The sequence below is a fragment of the Natrialba sp. PRR66 genome (assembly GCF_034808065.1).
In the GTDB taxonomy this organism is placed as follows: Archaea; Halobacteriota; Halobacteria; order Halobacteriales; family Natrialbaceae; genus Natrialba; species Natrialba aegyptia.
Window position 1 is genome coordinate 975219 of sequence record NZ_JAXHGN010000001.1, and the last position, 13903, is coordinate 989121.

Below are 13903 nucleotides of genomic sequence, written 5' to 3' on the forward strand. Positions count from 1 at the left end.
AACTCCTTTGTTTCGCGCAACTAGCGCCGTAGAATCAGTCGTATAGCCGAATCGTCCGCTGAACCGCCGTTATCGGCCTATTCTCTCGAGTATATAATTAACTATATTCTGAATCAATGTTGTCCATCATTATCAAAGGCCTTATTACTATGTACACATCTCGCATACAGTAGAAGGGTTGACTATGGTTAGAAAAAATTCTACCACGAACGGACGCTCACGACGGCGGGTGTTGCAAGCGACGGGGGCACTCGGGCTAGCTGCGGCGGCGGGTTGTCTCGGTGGCGGCAACGAGGCCGAACCGCTCGATGAACTCCTCGAGGAGGATCCCGACGAGTTCGAGTCGGTCGAGATCGGCCACTGGTGGACGGCCGACGCGGAGGCGGAAGCCTTCGAGGCGCTCGTCGAAGGGTTCGAGGAGGAGTACCCGGATATTACCGTCGAGTCCTCGCCGTCACCGGGAGGGGCCGGGAGCGCGCTCGAGGCGGACATTCGAAACCGGGTCGTCGACCAGGATCCGCCGAGCACGTTCCAGGTTTGGCCGGGCCAGGCGCTCGCGGATTACACCGCCGACGACCTGCTCTACGACATCGAGGGACACGTCTGGAACGACGAGATGGAGGAGGCGTACCTCGACGGGCCGATCGAGGTCGCGCGGCCGGACGGCGACTTCGTCGCCGTGCCGATCAACATCCACCGGCTGAACAACCTGTTCTACAACGTCAACGTTATCGAGGACAGCGGCATCGATCCCGAATCGATCGACAGTCCGAGCGCGCTCATCGACGCGATGGAGACCGCCGACGAGGCGGGCTACGTCGGAATGGCCCAACAGACCCAGTCGTCGTGGTCGACGCTGCAGCTGTGGGCGCAGGTCCTGCTCGGCGAGTACGGCACCGATGTGTACGACTCGGTCATCGAGGGGAACGTCGAGGAGAACGAATCCGAAGTCCGCGACTCGCTCGAACTCGTCGTCGACTACAGCGAGTTCTTCAACGAGGACGCGAGTTCGATGAACGACTGGGACGACGCGAGCGACTACATCAACTCCGGCGAGGCCGCGTTCTTCCACCAGGGAGACTGGGCCGCCGGCCAGTACGAAACCGACGAAGAACTCGCGTACGGAGACGACTGGGATTACGTCCCGTTCCCGGGAACCGACGGGATGTACGTGATGGTCATCGACTCGTTCGTGTTCCCGAAGTTCAACCCGTCGCCGAACGCGACCGTGCGATTCCTGCGCTATGCGGGTACCGCGGACGCACAGGAGCGGTTCAACCAGGCCAAGGGCTCGATTCCGCCGCGGACCGACGTTTCGGACGAAGCGTTCACCCCGTTCCTCCAGGATCAGATGGCCGACTTCGAGGAGTCGGACGAACAGCCGCCGTCGATCGCCCACGGGTTGGCAGTCGCGCCGGATATCCAGACCGAGGTCGAGGGCGCGTTCTCGAACTTCATCGATAACTGGAACGTCGACGAGACGTACAACGAACTCGGCAATAGCTTCCAGTAACGCTGGAAGAGGGATTTACTATGGATTCGTTACGGAACTCCCTCCGACGGCTCAACCCGCTATCCGAGACGGCGACGGAGCAGTCCCAGGGAACGCAGACGCAAGGGTCGCTCGCCGGCCGGCTTCGAGACAGTGACTTTGTCGAGTCGATGCCGTTCTGGCTGCCGCCGACGCTGCTCGTCTTGCTGTTCGTTTACGGGGCAATCGCCTGGAACATCGCCATCTCGTTTACTGGCTGGTCGGGGCTCGGACAACCGGAGTATACCGATCTCTCGCTCGAGATGTATCGCCAGTTGCCGGCGGACCAGAACTTCAGAGCGTCGCTCTGGAACACGATCCTGCTTCTCATCACGTTTACGGGGTCGTCGCTGGTCGTCGGGCTGGGGCTCGCCCTGCTCATCGACCGGAAGATTCGCTTCGAAAACGTGTTTCGGACGATCTACCTGCTACCGATGGCGCTGTCGTTCGTCGTGACGGCAATCTTCTGGTCGTGGATGTACGCGTCGAACGGGGTGATCAATACGACGTTGAACGTCTTCGGACTCGATTTGCTGACGCACAACTGGATCGGCAACCCGCAGTTCAAACTCGCGGCGGTGATCGTCGCGCTCATCTGGCAGTTCAGCGGCTACTGTATGATCGTCTACCTCGCGGGGCTGCGGGCGATTCCGGACGAACACTACGAAGCCGCGCGGATCGACGGCGCGTCGACGCTGAAGCTGTACTGGCGAGTTATCATCCCGCAGCTTCGGTCCTCGACCATCGGCGCAGTCGTCGTGTTGATGGTCTTCGCGCTCAAGGCGTTTGACTTCATCTACGTGATGTTCGGGACCAATCCCGGTCGCTCCGTCGACATCCTCGCGGTCACGATGTACCGCGAGGCGTTCTCCTCGAGCCAGTGGGCCTACGGCGCTGCGATCGCCGTGGTCCTGTTCGCGCTCGCACTGACGATCATCGGACCGTACGCCTACACGCAGTACAAGCGAGGTGCACTCTAATGACGGACGATACCGACGCTCACACAGACACAGATATAGATGCGGACGCGGATACCGACACGAACGCGGATAGGGACACGCAGACGGAGACAGACACGGACACGGAACCGAAACCAGCGACCGACGACTCCTCTCGTCTCCCGGCTATCGGACCCGGTCGGCTCGCGCTCTACGGCGCGTTGCTTGCACTCGTGATCGGCTACCTCTCCCCGCTGTACGGCGGGCTGACGACCGCGTTCAAGACCCAGGAAGCGTACCGCGAGACCTCGCCGCTCCAGCCGCCAATCGAGGGGATCACGATCGACCCCTGGCTCACCGCCGGCGGCGAACTCGCCATGGGGATGGTAAACAGCTTCGCGCTGACGATCCCCGCAGCCGTCTTCTCGGCACTGCTCGGCAGCCTGGCCGCCTACGGCCTCACCAAGGTCAACTGGCGCGGGCAGGCATTCTTGCTCGCGCTGTTCCTCGCGGCCGTCTTCATTCCCTACCAGGCCGTCCTCGTCCCGCTCCGTCAGTTCTGGTCGATCGTCGACATCTCCGGGCTCCACGAGCGCGGTGAACTCGTCGAACTGATAATTACCCACATCGCCTACGGGACCCCGATCTGTACGGTCCTCTTTCGATCGTACTACCAGACGCTCGACGACGAACTCATCGAGGCGGCGCGCCTCGACGGCGCGAGCCTCGCCCGAATCTACCGGAAGATCGTCCTGCCGCTCTCGGTCCCGATGTTCGCCGTGACGCTGATCTACCAGTTCACGCAAATCTGGAACGACTTCCTGTTCGCGCTCGTCCTGCTCAGCGACCGCGCGAACTACGTCGTCACCCTCGAGTTAAACGCACTCCAGGGCGCGATGGCGACCGACTACGGCGTGCAGATGGCAGGTGCGTTCATCGCAGCGCTCCCGACGATTCTCGTGTACATCATGTTCGGAGAACAGTTCGCGAAAGGACAGACGATGTGATCACAACTCACAGATCAAAACGATGGCAGACCTACAACTTGACGCCGTAACCAAGGTGTTCACGGAACGCGACGGCAACCAAATCACCGCCGTCGACGACGTATCGCTCACGATCGAAGACGGGGAATTCCTCGTCCTCGTCGGCCCCTCCGGCTGTGGCAAGTCGACGACTCTCCGAATGGTCGCCGGCTTGGAATCGATCAGCGCCGGCCAGGTCCGACTCGGCGACACGGTCGTCAACGACTCGAAACCGAAAGACCGGAACATCGCGATGGTGTTCCAGTCCTACGCGCTGTACCCGCACATGACCGTCCGTGAAAACATGGCCTTCGGGCTGCAGGAGTCGACCACGATGCCCGACGACGAGATCGAACGAACGGTCGAGTCCGCCGCCGACATGCTCGGCATCGAGGAGCTCCTCGAACGCAAACCGGACGACCTCTCCGGCGGCCAACAACAGCGCGTCGCCCTCGGCCGCGCGATCGTCCGCGACCCCGAGGTCTTCCTGCTCGACGAACCCCTCTCGAACCTCGACGCCAAACTCCGCGCACAGATGCGCACGGAACTCAAACGCCTGCAGAACGATCTCGACGTCGCCACCATCTACGTCACCCACGATCAGACCGAGGCGATGACGATGGCCGACAAAATCGCCATCCTGAACGACGGCGAACTCCAGCAGGTCGGCACCCCACTCGAGTGCTACCACGAACCCGCAAACCTCTTCGTCGCCAGCTTCATCGGCGAACCCTCGATGAACTTCTTCGACGTAACCCGCGACGACGGCCAGCTCGTCCACGACCACTTCAGGTACGACCTCTCGAACGAAACTGGTGACGCGCTTGCGGGCGCCCACGCTGAACTCGTCCTCGGCGTTCGCCCGGAGGACATCGACCTCCAATCCACCGCAGACGGGGCCCACACCTACAAAACGGTCGTCGATGTCGTCGAACCGATGGGCAACGAAAATAACGTCTACCTCACCATCGGTGACGAGCAGACACAGACGTTCGTCGCCACGGTCGACGGGATGCACCACGTCGAGGCGGGAGAGACCGTCTACGCGCACATCCCCGAATCGGCGGTGCATATCTTCGACCGACAGAGCGGACACGCACTGCGTAACCGAACGGTCGAGTCGACGACGATTCCGGAAACGAAGCTCTGACCCGGCCTCTTTTTCGATCTTTCGATCCGCCTACCGAGTCAGTTCCCCGTCTCGATCCGGGGCGGGTGTGTCACGTCCCATTGCGCTTCGATAGCCGCGCGCGAGAACGCGGATCGAAACGAGATGTGCGTAGAAGGCAAGAAAGACCGCGATAACCCCGAATATCGTTCGCCGGGAGAACGCCGCTGCGAGAAATCCCCAACCGGGGACTACGACGACCAGTGCAGCCGTCCACGCAACAGCGTAGCCGCCGTCTACGAGAATCGGTCGCTGCGAGCGGATATCGATCGCTTCGATAATCGTCGCCCCCTCGGCAGTACGCCCGACGGCAACCGAGTACGCGTACCCGATCGCGAGAACGGCGACGAGCGTCGTCGTCGACAGCAGGAAAAACACCATCGATCCGGTGAATCCGACCGATTCTGCAGCGAACGGGAGTCGCGTAAACACCGTGAGGACGACCGCAAAGACGGCGCTCAAAAGGATCGCGTAGCCGATCGAGAGGACGGCCAGTCGACACCCGCGCTGGAGTATCGATCCGAGCGGACGAAACGACGGTAGCGTCTCGCTCTCGGCCGCTGTCGTTTCGAATACGCGAAGGAGATAGCCCAACAAGACGACGGCGGTCACTGCCGTCACGACGGCAAACGGAAGTGCGAAAAGTGGATTCGATGCACTCAGTGCTACACTCAGTTGCCCTGTGATAACTGTCACGAGTCCGAGCAGACCACCGATCACGAATAGATCCGGCGAGCGATCGCCGCGGAATGGATACCGCAGCGCCTCGCTCAGTCCAAGCGCCATCACCCACCTCTGGGGACGCTCGCGGTATAACGATTGCTGGTTGCCGACGGCCAAGAGTAACCCTTTTGCGGGACCCCTGCACACATCCGGGTATGAGTTCGGACTGGCCACACGACCCCGACGGCGAGGAAGGCAGCGAGGGGATGCGCAAGTACGACATGGCAGTTATCGCCAAGAAGGTCGACGAGGACGAGGACTTCCCGCTCGATCGAGACGAGTTCGTCGCGGAGTACGGCGACGATCCGATCCGGGTGAACTACCGGACGGTCGTCCCACTCAGTGAGATCTTCGAGTTCGTCGAGCAGGCGGAGTTCGAGACGATTACGGACATGCACAAGGCGGTCGGCGCGGCGATGCGGCAGGGGGGCTTCTGGGACTACCACCCGCAGGGCGTAAATCCGGAGCAGAAACACGCCTGAGTCTCGCCGTTGTTCGACTCGGCCCCACTCGGAGTGATGCTGTGACCGTCGCGGCTGAATACGGCTAACGACCGTTCGCCATCACGAATCTGGATTACGTATCACTTATACGATGGCGTTCGAAACCTTCGGGCACCGTGACTAACACGCAGGTAACGCTCGTTCAGATCGACAACTATGGGCCGTGGACGGTGACGCCGGAGCCGCGACGCGAAGCCGACCTCCAGACGATGCAATCGCGACTCTACGCCGACATCTCCCAGTTCGTCGGCAACCGTGGTGGCTACGTCTTCTTCAGTCGGTTCGACAACATGATCGCGGTTACGAACGGGCTCTCGATGGCGGACCACGAACTCCTTCAGGAGTCGGTGAACAATCGCTACCCCGTGACGCTCAGTCTCGGCGTTGCGACCGGCACCTCGCCCGTCCAGGCGCTTGCCGATGCGACCACGCTGGTACAGGAAGCGGGCAGCGCACAGGACAAGAGTCGGCGCGAGTGTCTCAAGGGACGGGCGATCGAAACTGCCCACCAGACCGCCGACGACGTCCAGATCGCCCACTTCGACGTTATCAACGCGACGGGCAACTACACGGACGAGCTCAACGCCTTCGATACGTTCATCGAAATCGAACAGGGCTACGCGGAACTCATGCGACACATGCGCACCGCCCACGAGAGCCTCTCCTTTTTCGTCGGCGGCGACAACATTATCGTCTCCTGTCCGAACCTGACGGAAGGCGACTACGAGGACGCGATTCACCACGTCGAGGACGCCGTCGATGTCGAACTCCAGGTCGGCGTTGGGCGCGGTGAGAACGCTCACGACGCCGGATTCGCTGCAAAACACGCGCTCGAAATCTGTCGGGCAGACGGAACCAGAGTCGAAGTAGACTGGTAGCCCGCTGACATCGATATCCGCGGTCGTAGAAGCAGAAAACTTCGGTGTGTGGCCGCTTAAGTGTGGTGGAGGTAGTTTTTAGCCCGACCGCGCGGTGTGTTCACACATGGAATCGGAACTGTCGGTCAGGGATGTCCTGACGACCGAATACGTCGGTGTCAGCGAGTCAGACACCGTTCAGGACGCAGTAACGCTCATGCGCGAGGAACACACCGGCTGTGTGCTCGTCGTCCGCGGCGCTGACCCGGTCGGCATCATGACCGAGTGGGACGTCCTCGGTCTCGTCGCAGCCGGCCGCGATCCCGCCGAAACGACCGTCGGCGAAGCCATGACCGCCCCCGTCATCTCCATCGACCCGGCCCGGTCGGTTACCGACGCAGCAACGATCATGGCTCGTGAAAACATCCGCAATCTCGTCGTCGAACGCGATACCGAACTCCGTGGCGTCGTTACCCAACGCGATGTCATCGCTGCCGCCGGCTCGTTCCAGGCGACGATGACGCCACCACGAACGACCGACCCCGAATCGAGCGCCGTCGCCGATCAGGATCGCGGCGACGAACGCCTCGCCGCCACGACGCCGAGAGGCGAACTCGACACACAGGCCCAACTGCAGCCAAACGGCGGTGACGAGTATTCGACGCAGGGCGTCTGTGAATCCTGTGGCTCACTCGCTGACGAACTCTGGGATGCGAACGGCCAACTGGTCTGTACCGATTGCCGGACGGTATGACATCCCGACTCGTGGCGCTCTAGACCACACAGTTCCGCCCGCAGACGAGTTCAGCTAGCAGCCTTCGAAGCCGACTGCTGACTGGCCAGTCTCGGTGAGCGAGGGAAGGGGCTGGCGCTACGTGAGCGAGGACACTGACCGTTATCATGGTCGCTGTAATCACGACTCACGGATACAGCAGACGGAGACTATCTCTCCGATAGAAAGACCTTTCGGGTGCCGCGGTGGACTGACCGACAATGATTGATACCCTCGACGACCTCGACGTCGAAGGGACAACCGTCGGCGTTCGGGTCGACATCAATAGTCCGATCGCCGACGACGGGTCTCTCGCCGACGACGCCCGGCTCCGTGCTCACGTCGATACGCTCTCGGAATTGCTCGAGCGCGGCGGTCGGGTTGCCGTCCTTGCCCACCAGGGCCGACCCGGCGGTGACGATTTCGGCTCCCTGTCTCCACACGCCGACCGTCTCTCCGACCTGCTCGGCCGTCCCGTCGACTACGTCGATGCAACGTTCAGCCAGGCCGCACGCGATGCCGTCCGCTCGCTCGACGACGGCGACTGCGTCGTCCTCGAGAACACCCGCTTCTACAGCGAGGAATACATGGAATTCGATCCGGACCGCGCTGCTCGAACACAGCTCGTGGCGAATCTCGCACCCGTCCTCGATGCCTACGTGAACGACGCCTTCGCCGCGGCCCACCGCTCGCAGCCCTCGCTCGTCGGCTTTCCGACCGTCGTGCCGGGCTACGCGGGTCGCGTCATGGAATCCGAACTCGACGTACTCGGCTCGATCGAGGAGACGCCCGAACCGCGGATCTACGTCCTCGGCGGCGCGAAAGTCCCCGATTCAATCGATGTCGCCTGGAGCGTTCTCGAGAAGGACCTCGCCGATCACATCCTCACCGCCGGCGTCGTCGCCAACGTCTTCCTTATCGCCGACGGCGTCGACCTCGGCGACGCGAGTTCGGATTTCATCTACGAACAGGGCTACTGGGACGAGATCGATCGCGCCAGCGACTTGCTCGACGCCTACGGCGACCGGATCGCGCTGCCGCGCGATGTTGCTGTCGACCGCGACGACAGCCGCCACGAACTGGGTGTCAACGCGTTACCGCCCCAGGAGGGCGAGGCCGCGATGGATATCGGCTCGTCGACGCTCGCCTACTACGAGCGGCTTCTCGAGGACGCAGGTACCGTTATCCTCAACGGGCCGGCCGGCGTCTTCGAGGACGACCGGTTCGAACTGGGAACCAGACGGCTCTACGGCGCGGCGACGGGCGTGCCGACGAGTATCGTCGGCGGTGGCGACACTGCCTCGGCGCTCCGCCGACTCGGCGTCGAGGGCTTTTCACACGTGAGTACCGGCGGCGGTGCCGCGTTGCAAATGCTGACCGCCGATCAACTCCCCGCCGTGAGCGCGCTCGAGCGTCCCGGTGACGCTGCGTCCGACCTCGACAATGGCCACTGAACCGCGCCGAAGATCGATGACCGACAACCGACGATGAGCGACGATCTGACTATCGACCACGCCACGAGCGCCGATCTCGAAGCGGTCACCGATCTCTGGGTCCGCCTCGCCCGCGGCCAGCGCGAGTTCGACTCGGCCGTCCGCGCGGCGGCCAACCGCGAACTGATGCGCGAGACCCTCGCCGCACACCGCGTCGCCGACGGCCTTCTCGTCGCTCGCGTCGACGACGCGATCGTCGGCTTTGCCTCCGTCTCACTCGAACGCGGCAGTCTCGAACTCGAGCGGACGCGCGGCACCCTCTCGAATCTCTACGTCGACCCGGCCTATCGCGACCGGGGCATCGGGTCCGCGCTACTCGAGGCCGCCACGGCTGAACTCGAATCGAAGGGCGCGGAGGTGTTGCTGCTCGAAGTGATGGCACAAAACGAGGACGCAAGGCGGTTTTACCGAGCGCACGGATACGAACCCTATCGAGTGGCGATGAAACGATCGCTCGAGGAGCCCACAGCCGGGGCGGATACTGATTCCGAGACTGAGCGGTCCGGTCGAACGGATCGCCGAACAGAAACCGAAAACGATACACATTCAAAGGAGGATTGCTAACCAACGGACTGCGCCAGGGGAGCATGGGCGGTTCATGCACTCGACTTGTAATCGAGACTTCGTGGGTTCAAATCCCACCCCTGGCTTAAATCCGTAGGCTCAAACAGCTTACCGGCTGGTATCGACACATTCCGGCATTCGGAGAACGCCAGTAATTCGGCCCGCCGGTTCAACACTCGTTCTACCGCTGAATCCACGCGGATGGGTATCGAGTATCCTCTCGGATTGCGCACCGACCGCGTCGAACGGTTGGTCGAGTTCACATCTGATAAGGGCGGGGTGGGTTCGCCGTCGGCGCAACCGAAGTGCAGCCCGACGAACCAGATCGCATCTATCGATCGATCACTCGAGAACTCGACGGTGACTTTTCCCCCAGCCTGCACCGCAATCGTGACCAGCCGACGTATCTGGCCGAGTATCCTCACACAGTACAAAGAGAGCAGACGAGGAAATCGAATGGATCTCGGTTCCCGGAACCGTCATCAACTGAGAGACTACCACGGCGTCGTCATACTCACGGCAAAGGTCGGCTTCAATATTAGCCTCGAACGCCGGAAACTGTGGCGTGTTCCGCCTCCTACAACGAGTACCTGTTTGGTGGATACGCCTCCCTGAAACGTCTCAACTGGGCTGAACTCAACTATATTATCTATTATATTCATAGAAATAAATACATCAGTGTACAACTACAGACAGTAGACAACAGACATATACTACAAGCTTGGGTTGAGGCCAGTGGATTTATATATGGGCGAGGAAAGAGTCCGGCCAATGCTACTCTCAGTCGATCGTTCGGAGACCGCCGAGACACGGTCGCTTAGCTTCGACGTAATCGCTGCAGTCGCCGAACGAGAGGGAGTCGATCCGACAGACATCGAACCGCCCGAGTACGAATCCCTCTATACTGTCGTCAATCCCGAAGCACTGGATGCACTGTTTGCACCGCGACAGGACGGGTCCGATAGAATTTCGGGCCGTGTCGAGTTCACGTTCAATGGTTACCACGTCGTTATTACGGGCGATGGTGAGGTGACCTTGCGAGAGGAATCATCGTAGTATCTCCACCGGCGAGGTGGTCTCTCGATCGAAAAACGATGGTGGACTAGTCGAGCTGGGAACGCCAGGCCTCCGGAATGGGCCGTGAGTCGCCGGTACCGGGGTCGATGAAGACCTGGACGGTCGTGGCCGTCGCTGCCAGGGACTCGTCGGCGTAAATCTCGTACGTGAGCGGGAGACTCGCCGTACCGAGTTCACCGACGGAGAGTGCGATGGAGACGGCTGCGTCGGCTTCGATTGGCTGTTTGTAGTCAATTTCGAGATGTGCGAGAACGGTATCGATATCGGCGAGCGAGGTGTCGAAAACGTCCTGAAAGTAGGCCTCTCGGGCCTGTTCGAGGTAGGTTGCGTAGGTAGCGTTGTTGACGTGGCCCATGAAGTCGATATCTCGAAGCCGAACGTCGATGTCGACGACGTAGGTATCCGTTGCCGTGTCCGGCTCAGTTCCGGGAGTCATGGAGAAGGATGGTGGTCCGACACCCGTATACGTACTGGTTGCCGGGACCAGAATTATTCGCCACGACAGGCCGATTCGAACACCTGCTCGTGAAGCCGCTCTGTGACGAGTTCGAGAAGCGGTTTCATGTGTTGCGTGTCCGCCCGGTTGTATTCGATCAGGGTTTCGAGTGCGGCGTCGTCGCCGCGTTCGTACTCCCGCCAGAGGCGGACGGCATCGCGGCCGTGTATCTCCGGGAGGTCGCGCTCGATACCGACGTCCCGTTCGATCGCTTTGAGTCCGCCGTCGAGGCCGATTTTCTTGCAGGGGTACATGAGGTCGACGTGCGGCGTCGTCACGTCCAGATCGTAGCAAGTCTCGAGAAACGGCACGTCAAAGCGTTGGCCGTTGAACGTGACCAGCAGCGATGCGGCGTCGAGTGCAGTCGCGAGTCGGTCGCGCGTGAGATCTCGGCCCTTGACGAACGTCGTCGTTTCGCCGTTGCGATGAAGGCTGACTGTCGTCACGTCGTGGTGACTTGCATCAAGACCGGTCGTTTCGATGTCGAGAAAGCACGTGTTCTGGCGGGCGTTTTCGTAGAGTCGCCAGCGACTCGAAGCGGGAAGAGACTCCGCGAACGGAGCGACGTCACCCTGCTCCAGGTGGGCTCGGCCCGTTTCGATGAACGTCTCGATCCGATCCGTGAGCGTGTCACCGACGACGCTACCGTCGAACTCGTCCCAGTGGGTAATTCCGTGTTCCCAGAGGCGGCGTTCGGTCACCTCGCCGACGCCGCGAACGGGAATGAAACTGTTCTCGATTCGCACACCAGTGGAGGGGAGTGGCGGAGAGAAAAGTGCTTGGATCGATCGAAGCCGTACTGGCGGGTACGCGATCGACGTCCATCGAGTGCCACGAAAGGAGGACCGATCAGACCGGCATCCACTCCGTCACCAGTTCGCGATCGCGCAGCGTCCAACGCTGTTCGTCGATACCGTCGCGCGTTCGCAGTTCGACGACCGCATCGAACAGCGGTTCGAGCAGCGCAACGGCGTCGTGGTCCGAGTCGAGCGGCAGGTGGACGTGACCGACTCCCCGAGCATGAGTCGTGGCGGTCGTCACCAGATGCAACAGTCGAAAGACCTCGTCCGTGTCGTGCTCGTCGAGCAACGTGACCAGTGAATCCAGACAGAGACGAAGCCCCGCCGGTCTGCGGTCGGCCGTCTCTCGGTCGAACTCGTCGATCGCCTCGATAATTTCGAGGCCGAGCGTGCCGATTAGCGGCTGCTCACCCGGCAACGACTCGGACGGGTGCGTGTGACCGGGCCGGGAGCGATCGAGGGAAGCCGTCGAAATCGTACGCGTCCGGGTCGACTGGTTCGGACAGTCCTGCCAAGAGTCCGCGCTGGTTGTTTCATCGACGGTGCCCGTGACGCGCAGTCGATACTGGACGCCGCGCGAGTCAGCTGTCTCCAGCGTCTCCGAGTCTGTGTCTGAGTTTGAGTCTGAGTCTGAGCTTGACTCTCGGTGAACGCCTGCGAGCCGCCGGCAGACAGCCTCGTGTGCCCCCTGGCTGTCAGCACCGACGACCAGGACCGAACTCCCCTCTCGTTTGAGTGCATCGAGGGTCTGTGCGAAGGTCATCTCCGTCTCGGTGTCAACGGTTCCCCTTGGCACCGTCGCGCTGTCCGTCTCCGTGACGTCGGAACCCCCAGATTCTGACCCCATCTTCGCTGACAGAGACACCGATCACACATAATATTTCGGGATGAATACGGGAGAAAAACGGTGCTCGCCGCCGTCCGAGTTCAGCCGGTCGACTCGCGGTCGGAAGCCTCTCTCCTCCCGACAGCCGGATTTTCATACCGTGACCCCATACAGGGGGTATGGGCGACCCCGACTCCAACTCCAACTCCAACGCCGACTCCAGTTCCGACTCCGGTGCTCCTCGCTCCGACCCCGACGAGGATCTCGCGACGGCCGTTCGCGAACTCACCGACACGATCGAGCTACTCCGTCAAGAACTCGCCGAGAGCGACCGCCGGTCCCCGTTCTCACCTGCATCGCCATCCGGACCACCGCTCCGGCCACCGTCTCCCCGGGAAGTTCTCGCGTTCACCGACGAGTTCGCTATACCCGCCGCCATCACTGCCCTCGAATCGAGCGTGCGCGCACTCGAGGCGTTCCAGCGCGGCCTCAACCTCGTTCGAACCGAACGAGAGGCCAGGGACCGCGCGTCGGCGGCGGCCGAAACGACGAGCGAGCGCGCCACCGACGTTCGTCGGACGACCCTCTCACAGCTCGATACGGTCCTCACGCAACTCCAGCGGGCGGCCTCGTCGGACGCCCTTCCCGCGGACGAAGACGCCCGTGAACTGCTCACAGAGGCGCGTCGGCTTCGTGACGAAGTCGATACTCGCCTCCGGGAAGCGACCGCCGACCGCGAGTCCGGTCCCGATGACGGGACTCCTGATACCAGTGGCGACAGCACTGAGACGGGGACGACCGATGTGGTTCAGATCGACATCGGTGACGGTCGCCCCCCACGCGATGAGACGACGGACGAAACCGAGGCGGCGAACGGCTCGAACGTCGATGTCGACGCTGAACTCGAGACGCTGAAGGATCGGTACAGTTCGGACGAGGAGCCGCCGGCCGATGACGGGCAGGACGCTCGCGATCCCGATACGGAGTCGAGCGAACCGGACGCCGACGACAATAATCGCGACGATTCGGGGGCCACTGCAGACGATGACGACGAGACAGATGGCAGCGACAACGATTCCAGCAGCAACGATACCGACGGCAACGGCGAATAGAATACGACCTGGAGGACG

Annotated in this window: 15 protein-coding genes and 1 tRNA gene; 12 read left to right on the top strand and 4 right to left on the bottom strand. The window is 61.7% G+C overall.

Going from position 1 to position 13903, the window contains the following annotated elements; genetic code table 11:
* The first annotated feature begins 229 nt into the window (after positions 1-229).
* The 4 genes from SM755_RS04650 to SM755_RS04665 are packed head-to-tail and all read left to right on the top strand — an operon-like array spanning position 230 to position 4644.
* Positions 230-1513, top strand: coding sequence for an ABC transporter substrate-binding protein (locus tag SM755_RS04650; protein ID WP_323171878.1), 1284 nt, complete (start codon positions 230-232; stop codon positions 1511-1513).
* Between the two features lie 20 nt (positions 1514-1533).
* A complete protein-coding gene (locus tag SM755_RS04655; protein WP_323171636.1) occupies positions 1534-2511 on the top strand; it encodes a sugar ABC transporter permease in 978 nt (325 codons plus the stop codon).
* The gene (locus tag SM755_RS04660) at positions 2511-3476 is read left to right on the top strand and encodes a carbohydrate ABC transporter permease (RefSeq protein WP_323171637.1); all 966 of its coding nucleotides are present in this window, start codon (positions 2511-2513) and stop codon (positions 3474-3476) included. The genes SM755_RS04655 and SM755_RS04660 overlap by 1 nt, the downstream gene beginning before the upstream one ends.
* Before the next feature lie 22 nt (positions 3477-3498).
* A complete protein-coding gene (locus SM755_RS04665) occupies positions 3499-4644 on the top strand; it encodes a sn-glycerol-3-phosphate ABC transporter ATP-binding protein UgpC (protein WP_323171638.1) in 1146 nt (381 codons plus the stop codon).
* A gap of 30 nt (positions 4645-4674) precedes the next feature.
* On the opposite strand, the gene SM755_RS04670 is transcribed toward SM755_RS04665, so the two are convergent.
* Complete coding sequence (locus SM755_RS04670; protein ID WP_323171639.1) at positions 4675-5448, bottom strand: DUF4013 domain-containing protein; 774 nt, start codon at positions 5446-5448, stop codon at positions 4675-4677.
* 92 nt (positions 5449-5540) lie between these two features.
* Between SM755_RS04670 and SM755_RS04675 the strand changes: the two genes are divergently transcribed.
* The 7 genes from SM755_RS04675 (at position 5541) to SM755_RS04705 (ending at position 10630) form a co-directional block, all read left to right on the top strand.
* Complete coding sequence (locus tag SM755_RS04675) at positions 5541-5867, top strand: DUF5785 family protein (RefSeq protein WP_006663930.1); 327 nt, start codon at positions 5541-5543, stop codon at positions 5865-5867.
* A 137-nt stretch (positions 5868-6004) separates the two neighbouring features.
* Positions 6005-6766 (top strand): GTP cyclohydrolase IIa, encoded by a 762-nt coding sequence (locus SM755_RS04680; RefSeq protein WP_323171640.1) that lies wholly within the window; start codon positions 6005-6007, stop codon positions 6764-6766.
* 106 nt (positions 6767-6872) lie between these two features.
* Positions 6873-7499, top strand: a complete 627-nt coding sequence (locus SM755_RS04685; protein ID WP_323171641.1) for a CBS domain-containing protein — start codon at positions 6873-6875, stop codon at positions 7497-7499.
* Between the two features lie 239 nt (positions 7500-7738).
* Positions 7739-8971: a phosphoglycerate kinase gene (gene pgk / locus SM755_RS04690; protein WP_323171642.1), complete on the top strand. Its 1233-nt coding sequence runs from the start codon at positions 7739-7741 to the stop codon at positions 8969-8971.
* Positions 8972-9004: 33 nt separating this feature from the next.
* Complete coding sequence (locus tag SM755_RS04695; RefSeq protein ID WP_323171643.1) at positions 9005-9574, top strand: GNAT family N-acetyltransferase; 570 nt, start codon at positions 9005-9007, stop codon at positions 9572-9574.
* 12 nt (positions 9575-9586) lie between these two features.
* Positions 9587-9660, top strand: a tRNA-Thr gene (locus SM755_RS04700).
* A 685-nt stretch (positions 9661-10345) separates the two neighbouring features.
* Positions 10346-10630: a HalOD1 output domain-containing protein gene (locus SM755_RS04705; protein WP_323171644.1), complete on the top strand. Its 285-nt coding sequence runs from the start codon at positions 10346-10348 to the stop codon at positions 10628-10630.
* A gap of 46 nt (positions 10631-10676) precedes the next feature.
* Here SM755_RS04705 and SM755_RS04710 read toward each other — a convergent pair whose 3' ends face one another.
* The 3 genes from SM755_RS04710 to SM755_RS04720 form a co-directional block, all read right to left on the bottom strand.
* Positions 10677-11087, bottom strand: coding sequence for a thioesterase family protein (locus SM755_RS04710; protein ID WP_323171645.1), 411 nt, complete (start codon positions 11085-11087; stop codon positions 10677-10679).
* A 53-nt stretch (positions 11088-11140) separates the two neighbouring features.
* Entirely contained in the window at positions 11141-11893 is a 753-nt protein-coding gene (locus SM755_RS04715) for a ribonuclease H-like domain-containing protein (RefSeq protein WP_323171646.1), read from the bottom strand.
* A gap of 103 nt (positions 11894-11996) precedes the next feature.
* On the bottom strand, positions 11997-12794 hold the full coding sequence (locus tag SM755_RS04720) for a hypothetical protein (RefSeq protein ID WP_323171647.1): 798 nt from the start codon (positions 12792-12794) through the stop codon (positions 11997-11999).
* Positions 12795-12952: 158 nt separating this feature from the next.
* Between SM755_RS04720 and SM755_RS04725 the strand changes: the two genes are divergently transcribed.
* Positions 12953-13885, top strand: coding sequence for a hypothetical protein (locus SM755_RS04725; RefSeq protein ID WP_323171648.1), 933 nt, complete (start codon positions 12953-12955; stop codon positions 13883-13885).
* Positions 13886-13903: the final 18 nt, after the last annotated feature.